The organism is Clostridium sp. DFI.1.208, assembly GCF_024463855.1.
Taxonomy (GTDB): Bacteria; Bacillota_I; Bacilli_A; order Erysipelotrichales; family Erysipelotrichaceae; genus Clostridium_AQ.
Genome location: NZ_JANGCA010000017.1, coordinates 14,512 through 35,386, shown reverse-complemented (window position 1 = coordinate 35,386; position 20,875 = coordinate 14,512). Strand labels below are relative to the sequence as shown.

General features: G+C 45.2%; 20 protein-coding genes and 1 tRNA gene. 11 read left to right on the top strand and 10 right to left on the bottom strand.

The window, feature by feature from the left end; genetic code table 11:
* Nucleotides 1-322 precede the first annotated feature (322 nt).
* Nucleotides 323-398 (bottom strand) — tRNA-Glu (locus NE665_RS10510).
* Nucleotides 399-612: 214 nt separating this feature from the next.
* On the opposite strand from NE665_RS10510, the gene NE665_RS10505 reads away from it, so the two are divergent.
* The 3 genes from NE665_RS10505 to NE665_RS10495 all read left to right on the top strand — a co-directional run bounded on the left by NE665_RS10505 (nucleotide 613) and on the right by NE665_RS10495 (nucleotide 2,759).
* On the top strand, nucleotides 613-1,608 hold the full coding sequence (locus NE665_RS10505; protein WP_117442927.1) for an asparaginase: 996 nt from the start codon (nucleotides 613-615) through the stop codon (nucleotides 1,606-1,608).
* 316 nt (nucleotides 1,609-1,924) lie between these two features.
* Entirely contained in the window at nucleotides 1,925-2,455 is a 531-nt protein-coding gene (locus NE665_RS10500; protein ID WP_117443005.1) for a DUF1836 domain-containing protein, read from the top strand.
* Nucleotides 2,456-2,543: 88 nt separating this feature from the next.
* Nucleotides 2,544-2,759, top strand: a complete 216-nt coding sequence (locus tag NE665_RS10495; protein ID WP_002608317.1) for a hypothetical protein — start codon at nucleotides 2,544-2,546, stop codon at nucleotides 2,757-2,759.
* Here the strand turns inward: NE665_RS10495 and NE665_RS10490 are convergent.
* A complete protein-coding gene (locus tag NE665_RS10490; RefSeq protein WP_117442926.1) occupies nucleotides 2,719-3,603 on the bottom strand; it encodes a metallophosphoesterase in 885 nt (294 codons plus the stop codon). The two genes, NE665_RS10495 and NE665_RS10490, sit on opposite strands and share 41 nt — an antisense overlap.
* 181 nt (nucleotides 3,604-3,784) lie before the next feature.
* On the opposite strand from NE665_RS10490, the gene NE665_RS10485 reads away from it, so the two are divergent.
* Nucleotides 3,785-4,957: a malic enzyme-like NAD(P)-binding protein gene (locus tag NE665_RS10485; RefSeq protein WP_117442925.1), complete on the top strand. Its 1,173-nt coding sequence runs from the start codon at nucleotides 3,785-3,787 to the stop codon at nucleotides 4,955-4,957.
* Nucleotides 4,958-5,036: 79 nt separating this feature from the next.
* A complete protein-coding gene (locus NE665_RS10480) occupies nucleotides 5,037-5,258 on the top strand; it encodes a hypothetical protein (protein ID WP_117442924.1) in 222 nt (73 codons plus the stop codon).
* 50 nt (nucleotides 5,259-5,308) lie between these two features.
* Here the strand turns inward: NE665_RS10480 and fumC are convergent, their stop codons facing one another.
* From fumC to NE665_RS10465, 3 genes are all read right to left on the bottom strand, one after another.
* Nucleotides 5,309-6,673 (bottom strand): class II fumarate hydratase, encoded by a 1,365-nt coding sequence (fumC, locus tag NE665_RS10475; protein ID WP_117442923.1) that lies wholly within the window; start codon nucleotides 6,671-6,673, stop codon nucleotides 5,309-5,311.
* 83 nt (nucleotides 6,674-6,756) lie between these two features.
* Nucleotides 6,757-7,044 carry a hypothetical protein gene (locus tag NE665_RS10470; RefSeq protein ID WP_117442922.1) on the bottom strand — a complete coding sequence of 96 codons (288 nt, stop codon included), beginning with the start codon at nucleotides 7,042-7,044 and terminating at the stop codon, nucleotides 6,757-6,759.
* Between the two features lie 41 nt (nucleotides 7,045-7,085).
* The gene (locus NE665_RS10465) at nucleotides 7,086-7,649 is read right to left on the bottom strand and encodes a hypothetical protein (RefSeq protein WP_117442921.1); all 564 of its coding nucleotides are present in this window, start codon (nucleotides 7,647-7,649) and stop codon (nucleotides 7,086-7,088) included.
* Between the two features lie 409 nt (nucleotides 7,650-8,058).
* Between NE665_RS10465 and NE665_RS10460 the strand changes: the two genes are divergently transcribed.
* Entirely contained in the window at nucleotides 8,059-9,069 is a 1,011-nt protein-coding gene (locus tag NE665_RS10460; RefSeq protein WP_117442920.1) for a hypothetical protein, read from the top strand.
* 60 nt (nucleotides 9,070-9,129) lie between these two features.
* On the top strand, nucleotides 9,130-9,363 hold the full coding sequence (locus NE665_RS10455; protein ID WP_117442919.1) for a hypothetical protein: 234 nt from the start codon (nucleotides 9,130-9,132) through the stop codon (nucleotides 9,361-9,363).
* A gap of 504 nt (nucleotides 9,364-9,867) precedes the next feature.
* Here NE665_RS10455 and NE665_RS10450 read toward each other — a convergent pair.
* Entirely contained in the window at nucleotides 9,868-10,371 is a 504-nt protein-coding gene (locus tag NE665_RS10450) for a flavin reductase family protein (RefSeq protein WP_117443004.1), read from the bottom strand.
* Between the two features lie 133 nt (nucleotides 10,372-10,504).
* On the opposite strand from NE665_RS10450, the gene NE665_RS10445 reads away from it, so the two are divergent.
* Nucleotides 10,505-11,179 (top strand): MBL fold metallo-hydrolase, encoded by a 675-nt coding sequence (locus tag NE665_RS10445; RefSeq protein WP_117442918.1) that lies wholly within the window; start codon nucleotides 10,505-10,507, stop codon nucleotides 11,177-11,179.
* Nucleotides 11,180-11,262: 83 nt separating this feature from the next.
* Nucleotides 11,263-11,760: a PocR ligand-binding domain-containing protein gene (locus NE665_RS10440; RefSeq protein WP_117442917.1), complete on the top strand. Its 498-nt coding sequence runs from the start codon at nucleotides 11,263-11,265 to the stop codon at nucleotides 11,758-11,760.
* A 296-nt stretch (nucleotides 11,761-12,056) separates the two neighbouring features.
* Here NE665_RS10440 and NE665_RS10435 read toward each other — a convergent pair whose 3' ends face one another.
* From NE665_RS10435 to NE665_RS10425, 3 genes are all read right to left on the bottom strand, one after another.
* The gene (locus NE665_RS10435) at nucleotides 12,057-13,481 is read right to left on the bottom strand and encodes a 6-phospho-beta-glucosidase (protein WP_117442916.1); all 1,425 of its coding nucleotides are present in this window, start codon (nucleotides 13,479-13,481) and stop codon (nucleotides 12,057-12,059) included.
* Between the two features lie 94 nt (nucleotides 13,482-13,575).
* A complete protein-coding gene (locus tag NE665_RS10430) occupies nucleotides 13,576-15,477 on the bottom strand; it encodes a beta-glucoside-specific PTS transporter subunit IIABC (RefSeq protein WP_117442915.1) in 1,902 nt (633 codons plus the stop codon).
* A 142-nt stretch (nucleotides 15,478-15,619) separates the two neighbouring features.
* On the bottom strand, nucleotides 15,620-16,459 hold the full coding sequence (locus NE665_RS10425; protein ID WP_117442914.1) for a PRD domain-containing protein: 840 nt from the start codon (nucleotides 16,457-16,459) through the stop codon (nucleotides 15,620-15,622).
* 584 nt (nucleotides 16,460-17,043) lie between these two features.
* Here NE665_RS10425 and NE665_RS10420 point away from each other — a divergent pair.
* Nucleotides 17,044-17,841, top strand: a complete 798-nt coding sequence (locus NE665_RS10420) for a ZIP family metal transporter (protein ID WP_117444916.1) — start codon at nucleotides 17,044-17,046, stop codon at nucleotides 17,839-17,841.
* A gap of 78 nt (nucleotides 17,842-17,919) precedes the next feature.
* On the opposite strand, the gene NE665_RS10415 is transcribed toward NE665_RS10420, so the two are convergent.
* Complete coding sequence (locus NE665_RS10415; RefSeq protein ID WP_117444917.1) at nucleotides 17,920-19,905, bottom strand: FAD-dependent oxidoreductase; 1,986 nt, start codon at nucleotides 19,903-19,905, stop codon at nucleotides 17,920-17,922.
* A gap of 228 nt (nucleotides 19,906-20,133) precedes the next feature.
* Here NE665_RS10415 and NE665_RS10410 point away from each other — a divergent pair, with 228 nt between their 5' ends.
* Entirely contained in the window at nucleotides 20,134-20,745 is a 612-nt protein-coding gene (locus NE665_RS10410; protein WP_117444918.1) for a TetR/AcrR family transcriptional regulator, read from the top strand.
* The last annotated feature ends 130 nt before the right edge of the window (nucleotides 20,746-20,875 follow it).

The window sequence follows — 20,875 nt, the reverse complement described above, 5'->3', positions numbered from 1 at the left end:
TTTCACCTATTCATATCAAATCCGAGTGATACAAGGTCAGAAAGACCTTCTACTGTATCTTAATTATAGCATAACCACGATAAGGGATAGAAGGTAATTCTGTCTCGCTGTTGATACTTGATGGGAATAGATACATGCGATGAAGCTATATGCATGACATGCGCATCGTAGGAAACCATGGCAATCGTCAATGCCTTATCAATAGCATGTATAGCATAAAGAATCATTCTTATGGCAATTATCTGTTTCTTTTGTCCTCCCCCATTCGCAGAGCTATCCTGCGTACATAAAAAAAGCCCTTATTTAGGGCTTCATTGACTATTGGTGACGCGTACGGGATTCGAACCCGTGAATGCTTGCGTGAAAGGCAAGTGAGTTAACCGTTTCTCCAACGCGCCATCATAAACCGCGAATGCCTGTTAATAATACCATAAGAAGAAATACTACGCAAGCCTTTTGTTGAAAAAAATGAAAAAAATTCTAAGCTTACATGAACGATAGAATATCGTGGAAACAAATCAGGGCAAGTGTATGAATTGTATGGAAATAAAGCTTTTCAATTTGCAGAAATACCGCGTATAATATATGCGGTTAGATAAATGAGGTAGGAAGATGAAGAAAATATTATTTTTAACAACTGGTGGAACCATCGCGTCCAGCTCCAGTGAAGAAGGTCTGGTGCCATCCCTGACAAGCGAGGAAATTTTGCATTATCTGGGGGAGCATCATGGCGATATTGAAATAACCTGTGAGGATTTGCTGCGTCTGGACTCCAGTAATATGCAGCCGGAGGAATGGCAGCTGATTGCAAGGCGCATTGCAGAGGCGAAAAGCGGATACGATGGCATTGTTTTGAGCCATGGTACAGATACGATGGCGTATACAGCCGGAGCGCTTTCCTTTATGCTGCGCAATCTGGATATTCCCCTGATCATAACAGGAAGTCAGCTTCCGCTGCTTCATCCGTTGAGTGACGGTGTGGAGAATATTCGAGTGGCGTTTACTGCCGTCTGTGAGGATATCCAGGGCGTTTACGTGTGCTTTAACAGGAAAATCATGCTGGCAACGCGTGTTGTTAAGGTGCGAACGATGAATTTCGATGCCTTTGAAAGTGTGAACATAGAGCCGTGCGGACGGGTGGATGCCAGAGGTCTGCGTATGAATAAGCAGCTGCTGATTCATCCAACAAATGCGTTTGCTTTAGAGGATGAGCTGTGCAAGGAGGTCGTTTTGATCAAGCTGATACCGGGCATGAATCCACTGCTGTTCGATAAGCTGGCGGAAATGGATATCCGCGGCATCGTCATTGAAGCCTTTGGTGCCGGAGGAATCAATTTTGTACGCCGTGATTTGATCAGCAAGCTGGAAACAATCGTTGCCCGCGGGATCAGTGTGGTCGTATGCAGTCAGTGTCTTTATGAATACAGTGATTTCTCCATCTATCAGACCGGTCAGAAGGTATTGCAGCATGGTGTGATTCAGGGGTATGATATGACAAGTGAGGCCTGTGTTACCAAGCTGATGTGGGCGTTGGGAAAAAGCACGGATACAAAGGAAGTAAAGCGGATATTTGAAACCAATTATGTCAATGAGATAACATTGCCATAGACAGGTGCTGTCTTTGCGTATGGATTTAGGACAATCAGAAGCTATTAGCAATCAAGAACCCATATCCGATTGAAGGCTTCTGTTTTCTTATGTTTGCCCAGCTGCCTGAAAATGGAAACCGGACTTCTTTTTGCTTGAAGAAAACGATGGCTGTCACGGGGGAGTATGCGTTGAATTACCCTTATTTTATCGTTTTCAGCTATAGTAAGCTAAAATATAAGGGTAGACATCATTTAGTATTAAAAAACATATAAACTGGTACAATATATCAGTTGACATTTCATTGACAGAATGCTACGATATGCTTGGTGATAATATGACAGAAAAAAGAAAAGCACCGGCGTTCCATTGTCCCCGCTGGGAAGAACTGCCGGATATGGATTTATATATGGATCAGGTCGTAACCCTGTTAAATGAATATCTGAAGCCGTTTCATGCCAAGGATCAGGAAAAGATGGTAACCTCCACCATGATCAATAATTATGTGAAGCATGGAATCGTTTCCCCGCCCGTTAAAAAGAAATACACCAAGAATCACGTTGCCTATCTGATGGTTGTCTGTATCTTAAAGATGGTGTATCGCATGGATGAAATCAGCAAGCTGATTCGGGTGCAGATTTACAAGTATCCCATTGATCAGGCATATAACTATTTCTGCGCCGAGCTGGAATGCTGTCTGAAATGCATCTTCGCACATAAAAAGGTGCATCATGCGCCCAGTGACGATGAGGGAAGCCTTGTAGTTGATTTGATACGTAATACCGTGCAGGCGGTGGCTTACACGATATATGTACGGCACGAGCTGGAGCATCCTCAGATCATGATACAGGAGGAATCCGATACATAGCCGGCTTTCACAGTAAAATGTGAGAGCTTTTTTTATTTTTGTTTATTTCCCTCCATAAGCCGCATATAGTATAGCAAGAGGGATACCAATGAACGAACTGCTTGTGATTGCCTGGCTGCTGCTTCCTGCATCCGCTTTACTGATACAGTATTATCTCATACAAAAACGACAGAATTTGCTGTGGATTCTGCCGCTTTTGAGTCTGGCCGTCACCTTTTTCATCGGACTGGCGGCTGTATTGTATGCTTTTTTCCTGATTATATTCACAAAGGTTCTGATGGCAGAAGATCCGCATCAAAGCTGATGACCTCACTTGTTTTCATATCCATAATATATTCATGGGAAACGATCCAGCGCCGATTTTTATAATCCCGTGTCCGCAGATACAGAAAGTCGGTATAAAAGCGAAGGTGAAAGCCGACCTGATCCTGAGAATCTCCATGCTCTATGTGAACGAAGGATGGCAGATTGATCAAAAACAGATTGCGTCTTGCCAAAACCTCGCAGAGTGCAAAGCTGTTGTGCAGATGTCCGCTGATGAATATGATATGCGGGTGTACGTCCTTCAGCATATCCACCTGCAGATGCTGCTGTGTACCGGTATGATCTTCACTCATCACATGGGTATCCTGCAGCGGCTGATGTGCAATGATGCAGACCGGCTTGCTTTTATCATCCTGCTTCAATCCGTTTAACAGCCAGTCCACCTGCTTTTTGCTGAGAATCATATCGTCCTTGCTGGGACGCTCACTATTTAATATATAGAAATGGATGCCTTCTACATACCGGTCATAGTAAATGCCTTCCGCATGCCGCGGCAGAAGCTTTCGATATTCCGGATGAATACGGTTTTGTGTGCGTGAAAACAGATTGTAGAGATCGTGATTTCCCAAGGCGGCAAGGATATGAATCGGAAATTCCTGCAGCTGGGTAAGCACCTGCTTCATTTGAAACGGATAGCCGTTATTTGTCAAATCACCGCATATTGCCACATGGCGAACCTTGCGCTTCCATATATCCTCCAATGCGGCTTCCAGCTTCGCATTCTGTCTGGGGAAAGCGATGTGCAAATCAGACAGCAGCTCCATTTGCAGAAGGCTTTTTTCATTACAGATCCGATTGGCAAAGGCTGTTCTTTTTTTATCCATAGCAAATCTCCTCCTGCTGTATATTGTGGACAGAAAACGGTCTTCTATAACGCATAGAGGAAAAGAATTGCAGGCAGGTGAGCTGCTTTTTCACGGTTGAAAATTTACAATTTCTGTTTATATCTTTTTTCGCTTGTGATACTATAATACTGAACGTAAAAGAAAGTTGAGGTATGCGAAGATGGATTATGCAAAAGAAGCACTGCGTCTGCATGCAGAGTGGAAAGGAAAGCTGGATATCAATCCCAAGATGGAAATCAATACCAAGGATGATCTGAGTCTGGCATATACACCGGGGGTGGCAGCTCCCTGTCTGGAAATTGAAAAGGACATCAACAAAAGCTATGAGCTGACCGGCCGTGGAAATCTGGTAGCGGTTGTAACCGATGGAACTGCGGTACTTGGATTGGGGGATATCGGTCCGGAGGCAGGAATGCCGGTTATGGAGGGAAAATGTGTTCTATTTAAGGAATTCGGTGGCGTAAACGCAGTTCCTTTATGCATCAAAAGCAAGGATGTAGATGAAATCGTACATACGGTTGCCCTATTATCCGGCAGCTTTGGCGGCATCAATCTGGAGGATATTGCAGCACCGCGCTGTTTTGAAATCGAGGCGAAGCTGAAGGAGCTGTGTGATATACCGGTATTCCACGATGATCAGCATGGAACCGCCATCGTTACCGCAGCTGCTTTGTTAAATGCGGTAAAGCTGACAGGCAAAAAAATGGGGGATCTGCGCATCGTCATTAACGGTGCAGGCTCTGCAGGTATTGCGATTGCCCGCTTGCTGCTGAATATGAATTTCGGTGATGTTATCTTATGCGATTCCAAGGGGAGTGTATATAAGGGAAGAGAAGGCATGAATGCCGGCAAGAAGGAGATTGCTGAGCTGACGAACAAGGGACTGTTGAAGGGAAGTCTTGCGGATGCCATGAAGGAAAGCGATATCTTCATCGGGGTATCCGCTCCGGATGTGGTCAGTGAGGCTATGGTAGCCAGCATGAATGAAAAATCCATCGTCCTGCCAATGGCAAATCCAGTGCCGGAAATCATGCCGGACAAGGCTAAGCATGCCGGTGCCTTCGTGGTAGGAACCGGGCGCAGTGATTTTGCTAATCAGATCAACAATGTTCTGGCATTCCCTGGTATCTTCCGTGGTGCCCTGGATGTTCGCGCAAGCGATATCAATGAGGAAATGAAGGTTGCCGCTGCATATGCGATTGCTTCCTTGGTACGTGATGATGAGCTGAGCGTAGATTATATCATACCAAGTGCATTGAATAAAGAGGTAGGTGCCGTTGTTGCCAAAGCTGTTGCACAGGCGGCAAGGGACAGTGGTGTAGCACGTATATAATGAAACAGAGAAATACGGTGATAATAATAAAATCGCCGTATTTTTTGTTTTGGAACGCAGAAAAGAGGAAGCACTTTTCATGGAAGCATACATGCAGGATGATTATTTTACTGCGCCTGTATACAATCCTTTGCTTGCTGCTTTCAAGGGAAACGACTCCATTCTCAGGTCATCAGAGATTCCCATATGTTCATACGCAAAAGGCAATGAAGCATTACGCTGTCATTGCCTTTTTGTGCATATCCTCCTTTTCAAGCAAGGATATATGAAATTTTCCAGCATTGCCATGATTTTCTTTTGATGATTTCGGGCAACGCGTAGATGCTGCCATTCAAATGCCGGAAAGAAGCATCACACCATTTTTTCCGCTATGACATAGGCATCAAATTCTTCCTCACTCAAAAAGCCGAGCTGTACACAGGCCTCTTTTAGCGAGATACCTTCCTGATAGGCTTTTTTTGCCGTTCTTGCGGCGTTCTCATACCCGATATGCGGGTTCAGGGCAGTAACAAGCATCAATGAGTGATGCAGATATTCCGCCATTTTTTCCTCATTTGCACGAATACCCTCTACACAGTGGATGCGGAAGCTGCGCAGACCATCACTGAGCAGGGTGACAGATTGCAGGAAATTGTAAATGATAACCGGCATAAACACATTCAGCTCAAAGTTTCCCTGACTTGCCGCAAAGCCGATTGCCGCATCATTTCCCATAACCTGTACGGCGACCATGGTCATCGCTTCACATTGTGTCGGATTTACCTTGCCGGGCATGATGCTGCTTCCGGGCTCATTTTCCGGAATATGAATTTCCTGTAGACCGCATCGCGGCCCGCTTGCCAGCCAGCGTACATCATTTGCCATCTTCATACAGTTTGCCGCCAGGGCCTTCAGCGCACCATGAGCAAAGCAAATATCGTCCTTCGCTGACAGGGCATGGAATTTGTTCGGATCGCTGATACATTGGGTAGACAGCTGTTCGCTCAGCTTTTCACAGACGAGATCGCCAAACCCTTGCGGTGTATTCAGACCGGTACCGACTGCTGTTCCTCCGATGGCAAGCTTGCGCAGGGAATCGATTGCCTTCTGCAGCATATCGATATTGTTCTCCAGCATTCCCCTCCATCCGCTGATCTCCTGTGAAAAGCGCAGAGGGGTCGCATCCTGCAGGTGTGTCCGTCCGATTTTGATGATATTCTGATTTTCTTTTTCCAGACGTTTTAAGGTATGGATCATTTCCTCCAGCTGCGGCATGAGCTGCTTACGGATTGCTTCGATTGCTGCGATATGCATAGCCGTAGGGAACGTATCATTGGAGCTTTGCCCCTTGTTTACATCGTCATTGGGATGCAGCAGCTTTTCCCTTGCAAGTTCATTTCCACGATTGGCAATGACCTCATTCACATTCATATTACTCTGTGTTCCGCTTCCCGTCTGCCAGACAGCAAGTGGAAAGTGAGCATCCAGCTTGCCGCATAAAATCTCATCGCAGGCAGTAGCAATCGCATCCAGCTTACGCTTTGTTATACGTCCAAGCTCGTGATTGACCTTTGCACAGGCCAGCTTCAAATGTGCAAAGGCATAGATGATACGCAGAGGGATTTTTTCATCCCCGATTTTGAAATTCTCATAGCTGCGCTGTGTCTGGGCACCCCAGTATTTATCCTCTTCTACAGCGATTTCACCCATGGAATCGTGTTCCATTCGTGTTTTCATAGACACACACTCCTTTTTATCTCTATACTGATTTTACCATGTTCCGGTATGAAAAAAAAGAGCCAGACAGGAAAGTGCGGCTCTCATAAAATAATGCGCAAAAGCAAAAGACAGAGAAGCAGAAGCCCCGCAATGCTGGTTCCGATGATTCCCAGTATTAAGCCGGCAACCGCTCTGCCTGCCGGAGAAATCGCGCTGGCTCTGGTACTCATGACGATGGCAAGGATACCGCAGGTCAAGGAAGCAAGCGCTGTCACCATTCCCAGCAGCCACCAGAAAAAGGAAAGCAGGATAGCCGGTACACACAGAGATACAGAAACAATGCCAAGAACCATGGAAGCAATCGCTGTACGCACAGCTGTGCTGTTCATATCAAATCCTTCCTTTCAATATAAAACGGGCCGTCGCCCGTTTAACCGCCAATCTGATAATCGTCATCCAGTACCTTGATCTGACTGTCTCCGATAATGAAATAATGCGGATAGTGATACAGCAGATTCTTATTCACAAAGGAAATACTGCCCAGCAGAATATCCACGGATTCAATGGATGTACGTGTCATAAGATCGGAAATAAAATTGAAATCTGTTTTCATGTCCTTGTACTGTGCATCGGAGAATGTGTAGATGGTATCTTCCGGAATAAAGCCGGTTGTTCGGCTCAGCGGCTTAACGACATTTCTTGCATAAGCAGGAGCACTGATTTCGTAGCCATTCATACTCAATGGCGTACCATATTCCACAATCGCCTTTAGGATACGTGCATTGCCAATCACCTTTTCCAGTGAATCATCCTTAACATTGATGACAAATTTACGGCCCTCTGCAAACTGATTGATATGATATTCGTTCTGGAAGAACAGATACATATGATGATTCAGTGTCTTTGCGACCTCCTCTTTTACCGGCTCATATCCGACCCAGCCTCCAAAATCATTTACATCTGCAATTTCGATTCCATACATTACTTGTTTCATATGAATTCTCCTCTCGTGTGTAGTTCTTACTTATATTATATACTGAATTGATTGTAAAAAACAGATTTTACGTACAAATTCTCCATGCTTTTCCTTATACAGAAGCAGCTGTCTGTCGCATTGGTATACGTGCCTGTGCGAATGCCCTGAAAAAACACAGGGAGTACAAGCGGTGAATTCAGCATCTGGATCCTGCCCCTGCTGTGAGGTCTTCTGCGGATATTATTTTTTTCAACAGGTAAAATAGAAGTGTGGCAATTCCGCTCTCTTGTTTTCTTTTACAAATTTCTATTATTTCCCATATACATATGATAAAATTATACAAAGTAACACCAGTGCTTTTACGGAACCTGTGTGCTGTATGCACAGGCTGCGGCATAGGCTTTTGATAGAGAGAGAGGATATGGGGATGAGTAGAAAACGGATTTGTGAGGATTGCGGAAATAAGTGCAATGATGAATATTGTCCGATTTGCGGAAGGAAAACAAAGGTATACACCGAAGCTTCCCGTCAGGAGGATATGCTGTATGATGCCGCAAAGTATCAAACTGCTTTTGATACGAAAAAAGCGGAGAGTGATGTGTTTGAAGAAAAGAAGGAACGCATTGATGACAGTGAGCGGGGAAGGGAGCACCGCTATAATCATCCCCATGCGAAGGATTTACGCCTGCGCATGGAAAAGGGCGGACATCCGTATTATGAGCATATCAAGAAAGGATCAGCGCAGAAAAATATCCGCTTGGTACAGCTGTTCAGCCTGTTGCTGATTATCGGTATCGTGATTGCGGTTGCCGTAGTCGCTGTGACCTCCTATCGCAGTGATTCCTTTCCATCCGCAGAGGGTGGCGAGGAGAATGCGGATGGCTTTGTGAGTGGAAATATATCCAAGCATGAGGTAAATGAAAAGGTTTCCCTGACCTGTATGGTAAAGGATTATGATTATGCAGAAGGTGTGCAGACGGTGATCGTGGAAAACAACAGCCCGTATTTCGTGAAAACGGATTTGATGAGAGGGGAGGAACCGGTAGGATATTTGAATCTGCCATCCCATTCAAAAACGGAACATCTGATATATGAGGAAAATCTATCCTCCTGTGAGAATAAAATCTACGGAGTGTATGAAATGGAGATTGAAAAGCCGCAGATAGCTTATAAATTCACAGACACGTATGAGGATGACTACACATTGCGTGCCAGAATCGATCTGATGGAATCCATAGATGAAGAACAGCTTGCCGTTCTCATGCGTTATCTGTATGCGCAGGCCAGTGAATCCTTTCTGTATGAGCTGTATGAGGTGAACATCTATCAAGGCGATCAATACCTGTTCGATTCCTATTTTGACTTTACACGAGGAACCATCAAATTCAATTCCATAGACGCATCTTTTACTCCAGAGGACATCGTTATCGAAAATTAGGACTTTTTCAAATAATGAAAACGTGGTAAGATAGTAAGGTATATGAAGGAGAAATAGGTTATGAAACATACAGTACGTTTACAGGAAGAGATTTCAAAAAATGTATCCGCAAGAAAACATATCACAACACAGATTGAATACTTCTGCGACAGTGAGGAGGATACAAAAAATCTGACACAGAATATCACAGAGGTACTGACAAAGCATCTTGGTGACAGCAGACTTGCCAAAATCACCTACGACTATCACCCTGCTGAGAAAAAAGTGGAAGTCGTAATCATCGAACACCAGTAAGAAGCAATGCGATGTCTTTCAGGCACCGCTTTTTTTATTTAACACCCCGCTGTAGTAGATGGGAATTCAATACATAGAAAACATATGGGAAAAGCGTATGTTATCTGGCTGCTGGGTGGTTCTATAGGTCGACCACGCATTGTGCTCAAACAGCAAATTGTCGGGATTGGAAGATTCTGAGGAATTCTGCGAATCCACGTGCTTGTCGTTTTTTTCCTTCTTTCCTTTTTCTTTTATCAATGAAAAAAGGAGCCGGTATATATAAGAGGGCAGATAGATGCGCTCTTGCTTTTACAGCTCCTTGTTTGATTTACTGTGAAACGGATGAGAAGCAGAAAAAGAGGTTCTTACACGCTTGCGGGTATAACCTGAAACGGAGGATTCAAAACGATGGCGTTCATCAGTAGAAGCTGAATTCTCTGTTTCATAAACACCCTAAAGTAAGAAGGATCGAAAAAGACGAATGCTCTTTTTCTATGCCTCCTGCTGTAAGTGATGGTACAGCTATTTTTGATAGACGTGCTCGATTTCAGCAACATACATGGTATGATAATCCTTCTGCGGATAATTTTTCTCAATCAAAGCGGCATCCAGAAAGCAGTCCTCCTGCATTTCCTGTGCATACAGCTTACGGCACACGAGTACCGTGTTTGCTTCTGTAAAATAAGGGGCATCATGAACAAAGGCGGTATGCAGACCAGCTTTTTCAATCTTTTTCTCCTCTCTGCCACTGACCGTGCCAAGATAGGAAAGTGTTTTGCGATACTCCTCATCATAAAAGGTAAGGGTAAAGCGCTCTTGCTGATCGATAAATTCCTTGGTGTAGCGCTGCGGGCGCAAAAATACGAAAGAAACCATCTTGTTCCATAGAATTCCCATGCCTCCCCAGGAAGCCGTCATGGTGTTTACAACACCATCCCTTTCTGCACTTACCAGCATCCATTCCTTTCCGATCATCGTGAATGTGTCGCTGTGCAGTTGATTTGTCTGTATCTCTTTAAGCTCCATAGTATCAGATCCTTTCTTTTCCATTATTATAGTGTATGCAGTTTCCTTTTACAAGTTGAATACGTTGGGTTTCCCACTTGCAAAGCTGCACGTTGTGCATTATGATAGCCTTATGGAAAGAGGGGATCGGTTGATGAACATAACCTATATTACACACAGCTGTTTTCTGGTAGAGCTGGATTGCTGTTATCTGCTGTTTGACTATTACAGGGGGAAGCTGCCAAAGCTGAAAGAGGATAAGCCATTGTATGTGTTTGCCAGTCATGTGCATGCCGATCACTACAGCAACAGGATTTTTAAGCTGAAGCATACGCAGACTACATGGATGTTATCAAGTGATATTGTAACTGCACATCCCCATATACAGGTAGAAGCAGGACAGTGCTATACGGTGGATGATTTGAAGCTTCGCACGCTTGCTTCCACGGATGCGGGTGTTGCTTTTTTGGTGCGTGTTCAGGGGAGCTGTATCTATCATGCCGGTGATCTCAACTGGTGGGATTGGGGTGATGAGGATACGCCGCAGGAGAGTGCAGAGATGAAGGAGCGCTATTTCCGGGAGCTGCAAAGCATACAAGGGATGCATTTTGACGTCGCCTTTGTACCGGTTGATCCCCGATTGAAAGAGCGTGCGCTGAAGGGAGTACGGGCTTTTCTTCAATATGCCTCATGCGATGTTTTAATACCAATGCATTTCTGGAAGGATAACACTGTCTTTACACAGCTGCGAAATTCAGAGATTGCAAGCATAAAATCTATGCAGATCTGGCTGGGATTTCAGGAGCTGGAAACGTTTACAAAAGGATGATATTTCTTCACCTTCCTGTAGAAGTTTTTCCTGAAGTATGCTACTATTGTACTATATAAACAATAGAAAAGGGAGTATGGATAATGGAAACAAAAGAAATCATCAAACATGCCTTAAAGGATTATCAAAATATCACCGGCTTGCGCAGCTATGTTGTGTATGACAATACCGTGATTCAGAGTGCTTCGGAGAAGAATTATTTCTGTAAGTGCTTGAAATCCAGCAGTAAGGCTTTGAAAAAATGTGAAGAATGTACAGAGGAAACGTATGAGAATGCGAGAAAAATTGATCATGAGTGTGTGTATTCCTGTCATGCCGGTCTGATCAAATGGGCGGTTCCGGTACAGCGCGGTGATTTCCACTGTGTTATCGTCAGTGAAGGCGTGCTTGCCATGAAGCAGATGGAGGATGCCGATAAGTGGGCGAGGTATCTGAGTAAGGAGTATCAGCTGGATGAGAGCATGCTGCTGAAAAATTTCAAGATCATACAGACGATGGATGAGGATCAGATGAATGCTTCCATCGAGCTGTTAAAGGATTTGCTGTCCTATCACTTTGCTATGGCAGAGAAGCATGCTTAGCGTTTTTTCGCTGCATACAGAATATGTCGTGAGGAAAGCAAGTGCGAAATGAAGTTATTTTCAGCTTACGGCGTTTATGAAAAAGGTAATCCGAATTCCTATTGATATACAATAGCTTGGATTACCTTTTATTTTGCCTTATGGTTGAGCTTTTACAGCTTGCAATGGCTATGCTGTCTGTCTGGGCAAGGGGATTGGAGGTTATAGAAGCCCTGCATTGATTTTTTTGGAATACAACGGTGTACTCTGGAATACCTTACCGCTCGCTTGCAGATACCCGGAGCATACAATGCTTACTATAGGTTCTCACCATTTGATTGAATCACGTGGGCATACCAGGAGAAGGATTTCTTTTTATAACGCTTTAGCGTGCCGTTATGGTCTTCGTCTTTGTCTACATAGATATAACCGTAGCGTTTCCGCATTTCTCCGGTGCTCGCACTGATCAGATCGATGCAGCCCCATGTTGTATAGCCCATCAGATCCACACCATCCTCACAGACAGCATCCCGCATGGCACGAATATGCTCTCGCAGGTAGCCGATGCGATACGTATCCTCAACACTGTCATGGCTTAATACATCGTTGGAGCCTAACCCGTTTTCAACGATAAATAGTGGCTTCTGATAGCGGTCATATAGAGCATTAAGGGTGATTCGTAATCCAAGGGGATCGATTTGCCATCCCCATTCACTTGCCTGCAGATACGGGTTTTCAATGGATGGGAAGACATTTCCCTTTGCTGTAGCCTGCAGCTTAGGATCAGCACTGGCAACGCCACTGTTGTAATAAGAGAAGGAAACAAAATCTACACAGCCCTGCTTTAAGATTTCCGCATCCCCCTCCAGAAGCGGAAGCTGTATCTGCTTTCGTGCAAGCTCCTTCAGGGCATAGGAAGGATAATAGCCGCGAACCTGTATATCCGGGAAGTAATAGTTTTCACGATCCTTTAACAGTGCCTCCATTACATCCTCCGGTTTACAGGAATATGGGTACATATTGCCTGCCGCAAGCATACAGCCAATTTGATTATTCGGGTCTATGCGATGTGCTAAAGCAACCGCAAGAGCACTGGCAATCAGCTCGTGATGTGCTGCCCGATAGCATACTGCTTCTTTGTTTTCATCCTTTGCAAAGCTTAATCCGGCGGCCATGTATGGCATATGCAGAATCATATTGATCTCGTTGAAGGTGATCCAGTAGCGAACCATTCCCTTAAAGCGCGTAAACAGTGTCTCACACAGTCGCAGATAAAAGTCTACCATCCTGCGCTCTCTCCATGAACCATATGTCTCAATCAGGTGGAGAGGAACATCAAAGTGATTGATTGTGATGAGTGGCTCTATGTTATATCTGCGACATTCCTCTATAACACTCTCATAAAAGCGGAGTCCTTCCTCATTTGGTGTTAACTCATCGCCTTTTGGAAAAATGCGTGACCAGCTGATAGAAAATCGGTATACGCGAAAGCCCATTTCTGAAAAGAGGGCGATATCCTCCTTATAATGATGATAACCGTCAATCGCTTCCCGTGAAGGAAAGCGTGCTGTTGCCGGCAAGCACTTAGGGTCCAAAGCACCACTCGCTACCGCAAAGCGCAGCTCACCATATGGAATGAAATCAACATTGGATAATCCTCTGTTACCTTCCTGATATGCGCCTTCATACTGATTCGCCGCAGTGGCACCGCCCCATAAAAATGTTTCCGGAAATTTTTTCATAACTGCCTCCAATCCTGCACGCCTTGTGCGTGTGTTTCTATATATGTAATTGTTAAGCCTGTCGGCTTCAAACGATCTGATTGTTCTAACAACATCAGCGAATGACTGTTAGAAGCTCCTCACTGCTTTTCAGTCCGGTTTCCAGAATATCCAGATACTGACTACTGTTTGTGATGACGACCGGGGTGATCAGCGAATAGCCTGCCTTACGAATTTCTTCCATATCAAATTCCAGCAGCTTTTGTCCGACCGTGACACGCTCTCCCTGTTGGATTACAGGATGAAAATGCGTTCCTTCCAACTGTACGGTATCCATGCCGACATGAATCAGTATTTCCACACCGCTGTCTGCTGTGATACCGATCGCATGATAGGTAGGAAACAGGGTGGTGATAACACCGTTTACCGGAGAGACAACTTCTCCCTGATCCGGTTCAATGGCAAGTCCCTTACCCAGAATCCACTGAGAAAAGGCCGCATCCTTCACATTGGATAAAGGAAGGATTTCTCCGTGCAATGGCATGGCGATGATTTCCTTATCCAGCAACTCTTCGGATACAGAGGCATCCTTTGCTTTGATTGTATCTGCAGCCTTGTCATCCGTAAAGAACAGCATCGTTAAAATAAAACCGACAAGCATGGCAAGAATAGCACCAATGATACCAACATACAGGGAATCCATATTGTTTGTCGCAGGATCAATCATAGCAGGGAATTCAAAGATGCCAAGACCGCCCATGATGAATTCCTTCAGATTTGCAAATCCGAAATAGGCACCAGCGATGGCGGAGGCGATACAGCTGATGATAAATGGCTTTTTCCTAGGTAATGTGATTCCATAAATTGCAGGCTCTGTAACTCCGAAGATACCGGAAATAGCTGCCGGTACACACAGCGCTCGCAGCTTCTTATCGCGTGTTTTGATCAGCATGGCAATTACGACAGCTGTCTGTGCAAAGGTTGCGCCAAAGAATGGCATCATAACATTGTCGAAGCCCATTGTCGCAATATTATTGATATAGATCGGTATGAAACCCCAGTGCAATCCGAAGATGACCAGTACCTGCCAGAAGCCTCCGACAAGTGCGCCAGCCAGCATAGGAGAGAAGTTTCTTACATTCATAATACCTTCGGCGATCAGATTGGATGCGAAGGTTGCAATCGGGCCAATGACGATAAAGCCGCACAGCAGCGCAATAAATAAGGTGAACATCGGCACAAAGAAGAATTTTAATGTTTCCGGAATCAGCTTATTCAACTGCTTCTGACATTTTGAAGCAAAGAAACAAATTAAAATAACCGGCACGACAGAAGATGTATAATCCATTGTGATAACAGGAATACCAAAGATATCCATGTATACAGGGGATTCAAACAAGGTGCCGGCAAACAGTGTATACAGCGGTTCTCCTCCTCCGGAAAGCGTGGACTGCTGTATTGCAGGATAGCACAGCGCTGCACCGATCACCAATCCGACAAACGGCTTTAAGCCGAATTTCTTTGCGGATGTGTAGCCAAGCATAATCGGAAGATACATGAAGAGGGCATCTCCAATCGTATTCATGAAAATGGCAGTACCACTGGTATCCGTATACCATCCAAGTGCCAGAAACAAGGCATTTAGACCCTTTAGCATACCAGCTGCGGTCATGATGCTCAGAATCGGCTGAAAGATTCCCGAAATCGTATCAATAAGAGCGTCAAAAACATTCTTGTGTTCCCTTGTTTCCTCCTGTGTACTGACAGTAATGCCTGCTGCTTCACACACATCTGCATAAACTGCAGGCACATGATTGCCAATAACGACCTGATACTGTCCGGCTGATTTCATAACAGTGACAACACCCTCCATATTTTTCAGAATGTCATCATCAGCCTTGCTTTCATCCTTTAACTGAAAGCGAAGACGCGTGATACAGTGTACCAGCGAAAGGATATTTTCCTTTCCTCCTACATGCTTGATAATATCGTTTGCGAGTTGCTCATATTTTCCCATTTTTTTACCTCCATTTTCTAAATTAAATGTGAATATGAAATTGAAGGTTTAGCCAACTGAATGTAACTACCCAAAATGTGCTGCTTGTACTGTACGACCCTCCTTTCTGTAATCTATATCCAGCTTCTGGTATGAAGCGGAATTACTTTGATTTTTTAACAATTCGTTCGATGTGAATCGTCAGATACAGCTGTTCCTCACCGGACAGGCAGTAATCATAATTGCGAACAATGAAATCCGTGATTTTGCGGACGCACTGATAGGATTCCTGATATTGCTCCCGCACGACCTCCAGCAGCTTATCATTGCCCTCCTCATGGCAGGTGGTATGTGTCAGAAGCCGCTGTGCAAAAAATTTCAGATGGGTGATGAAACGGTAATAGTATACAGATTCCTCATCAAAGGACACCCGACAGGTATACTTAATGATGTGGATGATTTCCTGCATGACCTTTGTCAATCCATACATATCTCCGACAGAATCCTCCATTTGCGCATTCACGATATGCAGGGCAATAAAACCAGCCTCATCCTCTGGCAGCAGGATTCCGGTCTTCTCCTGAATGATATGCAGTGCGGTTTTGCCAATCTGATATTCCTCCGGATAAAACTTTTTGATTTCCCACAGCAGAACATTTTTGACAAAGATGTTGTCCTTGCTGCGTTCAATGGAGGTATGGATGTGATCGCTAAGTGAGATGATGGTACCTTCATTGAGCTTTTTGTTTAGCTTTTGCAGCGCTGTTTCCATAATGGTTACAGCCGCATCCATTTCCTGAAGGGGAATCTCATTTAGCAGATCACTAAGGTGACCGCTTTGCTCTTTTGAGGCCATCGTGAATTTCTTTTCAATCATGCGTTCATCAAATTGATCACCCGGATGCTTTTTGAATCCGATGCCGCGTCCCATGAGAATCAGCTCTTTTTCTGCTGCGTCCAGAACGATGACAATATTGTTGTTAATCACCTTATGTATTTTCATTTCATACCCTTCTTTCAATAAAAAAAACCTACACATATACAAATGTCCCAAAAAACTACTTGCATATCTGTAGGTTTAGCTTACCATGACGTAATAACTACCCACATACAGATACTAACATACTGAATTTTTTTTTGCAAGCGTTTTCTGCCAAGCTTTTTATTTTCTGTTGGAGCGGGTGTTACGATCCATTGCTTTTGCATAAAGGAAATCGGTATACTGCAAAATCATAAGGGGAAAGTAGGCTGTGGGGAATTGATAGCCATAGTATTTCTTGGTGTATGTGCGGGGTCTCTCAGAAGTTAGCCAGTGAGCGATGAACGATCATAAGTTTATGATGCCATCCAAGTGGAGCCTGCCTATATGTCATAAAGCAAATGATTAGGGGGTAGGTGATTCCACATGCTTTCAGACAGTCAAAGCAGTATGCATAGCTTTTGTATTCTTATGTGAATACGAGGGAAATACAGCATAAGTAAGCGTTTTAAAATGAATCACAAGATTTCCGAGACATATGAATGGCGAAAAGAAAGTGTATCCTTTATAATAAAGACAGCTACAATAATAGAGAAGAGGGTGATTTTATGACAATTACAAATCCATATATACTGGCGGCTATTGGAACCGGGTTTACGTTTTTGATGACCGCACTGGGTGCAGCGACAATATTTTTGATTCGCAAGGAAATGAAGCAGGGGATGCAGTCCGCCTTTCTCGGCTTTGCGGCAGGTGTGATGATTGCGGCTTCCGTCTGGAGCCTGTTGATTCCCAGCATGGAGCAGGCAAAGGAGCTGGGAATGCCGGAATGGCTGCCGGCAGGCGGCGGCTTTGTATTAGGCGGTCTGTTTCTGCTGGCGCTGGACAAGGCATTGCCGCATCTGCATCCGGGAAGTGATGTTCCCGAGGGTCCGAAGAGTTCCTTGAAGAGAACGACGATGCTGGTCTTTGCCGTTACACTGCATAACATTCCTGAGGGCATGGCAGTCGGTCTGTCCTTTGCTTTATCCACATCAGCAGGAGCCTCTACAACGCTGGCTGCCGCTATCGCACTGGCCATCGGAATCGGCCTGCAGAATTTTCCAGAGGGTGCTGCCATTTCCTTACCGCTGTACAAGGAGGGCTGCTCCCGTGCGAAATCGTTTCTGTATGGTGCATTGAGCGGTATCGTCGAACCGATTGCGGGTATTGCTACGGTTGCAATCGTCGGCGGGGCTACGGTAGCTATGCCTTGGCTGCTGTCCTTTGCGGCTGGTGCCATGATCTATGTGGTGGTGGAGGAGCTGATTCCGGAAGCAAATCTGGATGCGCATTCCCATGCCGGAACCTACGGTGTCATGATCGGGTTTCTGATTATGATGATCATGGATGTCGCTTTGGGATAAAGCGGAAATCTAAATTATTATTAGGGTCAAGAAAATAGCAAAAACGGGTCGCATTGACCCGTTTTTCTCTATACTGTATCAGATGTTTCTGGCAAGCTCGTAGGCATCCCAGATGGCATACATAATATTGTGTACCCGGTTGGAGTCTCCGATATTGTATACCGGAATGTCCATATCCTTCAATTCCTCATAAATTCTATTATTTGCAACGTAGCCGATGGAGGTGATGATGCCATCCGCAGGCAGCAGCTTTTCACCCTGTGGCGTGGAAATGACAACGCCCTCATCGCTAGATTTCACAACGCTGGATTTGGTGTGCACATCGATCTTGTGGTAGGTGATCAGATCCTCCAGCATGAAGTGATTCATATGCGGCAGAGCACCAGCTCCACCCAGAATGTCATCCGCTATTTCTACAACTGTGACATGGCTGCCCTGCTGTGCCAGCCAGATTCCTGTTTCACAGCCGACAAGTCCGCCACCGATGATGACAACATTGCCACGGATGTTCTTCTGTCCCAGCAGCACCTCATCTGCACTCGCAACCTGCAGAGGTCCTTCAACCTCCATATGTCTTGGTGTTGAACCGCTGGCACATACAATGACATCCGCATGATAGCTGTCGATGGTATCCGGGGTAACCTCATGATGATAGCGGACATCGACCTGCAGCAGCTCCAGCTGTCGCTTGTAATAGGAGATCAGCTTGCGGTCATAGCGTTTAAAATGCGGTACTCCGCCGGGAATCAGGTTACCTCCCAGCTGATCGCTTTTTTCACACAGAATGACGGAATGTCCCCTGAGAGCACAAACCCGTGCTGTTTCCAGCCCTGCAACACCGCCGCCGATGACGAGTACGGTTTTCTTTGTACAGGCTGCAGAGATACCGTAAATTTCCTCTCGTCCGCAGGCCGGATTTACTGCACAGCAAATCGGACCATTGGCAATTCTTCCCAGACATCCCTCGTGACAGCCCAGACATGGCCGGATTTCGTCTGTTCTTCCGGTTCTGACCTTTTCTGCGAATTCAGCATCTGCCAGCAGCGGACGGCCATAGCTGATGATATCACAGCAATCCTGCAATGCTGCCACAGCCATATCCGGATCATCCATTCGTCCTGCCAGAATGATCGGTACGCTGACCTCTTTTTTCAGAATCTTTCCAAATTCGCGGTACATGCCATCTTCAAAATACATTGGCGGATGATTCCAGTACCAGGAATCATAGGTTCCCGCATCAACATTCAATGCATCATAGCCGGCTTGAACCAGTATTTTCGCTGCTTCAATGCCTTCCTCGATATCCTTTCCGGCCTCTTCGTACTCCTCCTGCGGCAGACCTCCCTGACGAAGTCCCTTCATACAGCTCTTCAGACTGTAGCGCAACGATACAGGAAAGTCAGGTCCGCAAACCTTTTTAATTCCCTTGACAATCTCCGTAGCAACACGCAGACGGTTTTCCAGAGAACCGCCGAATTCATCACTGCGTTTATTAAATAAAGCAATCGCAAACTGATCCAGCAGATAGCCCTCGTGAACCGCATGGATTTCCACACCGTCAAAGCCTGCCTTTTTCGCAATCGCCGCAGATTCGATAAAGCGTTTGATCAGGTTCATGATTTCCTCTTTGGTCATTTCACGGTGTGTAATACGCGGGTCAAAACGATTGGTATTTTCACTTGGTGCGATATGCTTTGCCGTAAAGCCGGGCAGGGCACTGCGCCCCAGACCGCCGGTCAGCTGTAAAAAAATCTTAGAGCCATGTGCATGGATGCGGTCGTTCATGCTATAGGTGCTGTGAATGAAAGCCAGCGGATTGCTTGTCGGACATGGCAGTCCGTTAGCAGGGATGCCCTCGATACTCATATCGACAGAGCAGATTCCGGTGATAATCAGACCAACGTTGTTTTTTGCACGCTCAACGTAATAGTCCTGCAGCCGCTGATTGAATCCGCCGAAGGAATCCGCATATCCGACAGGTCCCATCGGTGCCATGGAAATCCTGTTTTTTATCGTACAGGATCCAATGCTTGTCGGTTGAAACAATTCTCGATGATGTGTCATAAAGTCCTCCTTACCGAATGCATTCGGTCAATATCTAATTTCATTCTAACAGGCAATGTAAGCGTTGTCAATACCACAGAACGCATTCGGTGAAAGGATTTGTATGTATGTGGGAGGTGTGGTATAATCATCTGGAAATCGAGTGAAGGACAGTATAAAAAAGCGCCTGGAAAAGCGTCCGTGCTGCAACACATGCTGGCGTCATACTTCACATAGGAGGGCATTTGGATGGAGAAGAAACAAACCAGAAAGCAGCAGGCACTGCAGACGCGTGCCAATATCCTTGCTGTATGTACCAGACTGCTGCGGGAGCATACCTTTGATGAGCTCAGCATTACCATGATCTGCAGGGAGGCGGATATATCCGTCGGTGCCTTCTATCATCACTTTAAAACGAAATCCGATATCATCGTAGAGCTGTACCGAGACGTGGATGCTATCTTCATGAACGATGTCTTGCCTGCCTGCTGCCTGTTGCCACCGCTGGAAGCGATTTTACAATATTTGTGTGAGCAGTGCGGCTATGCGGAAACGATGGGAATTGACAGCATCAAAAATGTATATAAGGCACAGATTGATAATGGAAATGCTTTTTTTGCGTCCAATGCGCGCGGACTGCCAAACGGCTTGCGGCTGCTGCTGCAGCGTGCGGTGAAGGAGCGCTGTCTGAAAGCGAATACGGATATCGAGAAGCTGCTGGAGGAACTGCTGATTATGAGTCGTGGTGTCATCTATTACTGGTGTATCCGAAACGGGGAAATCGATATGCGAAGCTATATCTATCATATGGCAGAGGGATATCTGCAGGCTTATCTTGCGAAAGCGGACGCAGCGTTGTGATTTCCATACCAAACGGGTATAAACATGATGCGGATTCCACAGAATTCACAAAAAAATGAAGAAAATGTACAGAAAATTGAAAAAACTGTACTTTTTTTAAATTCTTAACGTATTCCTTATTGATTTGTGT

Excerpts from the sequence above, each read along its gene's own strand:
- NE665_RS10480 (WP_117442924.1), top strand. The coding sequence starts at position 5,037 with ATGGAAGCATACATGCAGGATGATTATTTTACTGCGCCTGTATACAAT.
- fumC (WP_117442923.1), bottom strand. The coding sequence starts at position 6,673 with ATGAAAACACGAATGGAACACGATTCCATGGGTGAAATCGCTGTAGAA.
- NE665_RS10440 (WP_117442917.1), top strand. The coding sequence starts at position 11,263 with ATGGAAACAAAAGAAATCATCAAACATGCCTTAAAGGATTATCAAAAT.
- NE665_RS10460 (WP_117442920.1), top strand. The coding sequence starts at position 8,059 with ATGAGTAGAAAACGGATTTGTGAGGATTGCGGAAATAAGTGCAATGAT.
- NE665_RS10500 (WP_117443005.1), top strand. The coding sequence starts at position 1,925 with ATGACAGAAAAAAGAAAAGCACCGGCGTTCCATTGTCCCCGCTGGGAA.
- NE665_RS10465 (WP_117442921.1), bottom strand. The coding sequence starts at position 7,649 with ATGAAACAAGTAATGTATGGAATCGAAATTGCAGATGTAAATGATTTT.
- NE665_RS10490 (WP_117442926.1), bottom strand. The coding sequence starts at position 3,603 with ATGGATAAAAAAAGAACAGCCTTTGCCAATCGGATCTGTAATGAAAAA.
- NE665_RS10470 (WP_117442922.1), bottom strand. The coding sequence starts at position 7,044 with ATGAACAGCACAGCTGTGCGTACAGCGATTGCTTCCATGGTTCTTGGC.
- NE665_RS10415 (WP_117444917.1), bottom strand. The coding sequence starts at position 19,905 with ATGACACATCATCGAGAATTGTTTCAACCGACAAGCATTGGATCCTGT.
- NE665_RS10425 (WP_117442914.1), bottom strand. The coding sequence starts at position 16,459 with ATGAAAATACATAAGGTGATTAACAACAATATTGTCATCGTTCTGGAC.
- NE665_RS10420 (WP_117444916.1), top strand. The coding sequence starts at position 17,044 with ATGACAATTACAAATCCATATATACTGGCGGCTATTGGAACCGGGTTT.
- NE665_RS10445 (WP_117442918.1), top strand. The coding sequence starts at position 10,505 with ATGAACATAACCTATATTACACACAGCTGTTTTCTGGTAGAGCTGGAT.
- NE665_RS10485 (WP_117442925.1), top strand. The coding sequence starts at position 3,785 with ATGGATTATGCAAAAGAAGCACTGCGTCTGCATGCAGAGTGGAAAGGA.
- NE665_RS10435 (WP_117442916.1), bottom strand. The coding sequence starts at position 13,481 with ATGAAAAAATTTCCGGAAACATTTTTATGGGGCGGTGCCACTGCGGCG.
- NE665_RS10430 (WP_117442915.1), bottom strand. The coding sequence starts at position 15,477 with ATGGGAAAATATGAGCAACTCGCAAACGATATTATCAAGCATGTAGGA.
- NE665_RS10410 (WP_117444918.1), top strand. The coding sequence starts at position 20,134 with ATGGAGAAGAAACAAACCAGAAAGCAGCAGGCACTGCAGACGCGTGCC.
- NE665_RS10455 (WP_117442919.1), top strand. The coding sequence starts at position 9,130 with ATGAAACATACAGTACGTTTACAGGAAGAGATTTCAAAAAATGTATCC.
- NE665_RS10495 (WP_002608317.1), top strand. The coding sequence starts at position 2,544 with ATGAACGAACTGCTTGTGATTGCCTGGCTGCTGCTTCCTGCATCCGCT.
- NE665_RS10505 (WP_117442927.1), top strand. The coding sequence starts at position 613 with ATGAAGAAAATATTATTTTTAACAACTGGTGGAACCATCGCGTCCAGC.
- NE665_RS10450 (WP_117443004.1), bottom strand. The coding sequence starts at position 10,371 with ATGGAGCTTAAAGAGATACAGACAAATCAACTGCACAGCGACACATTC.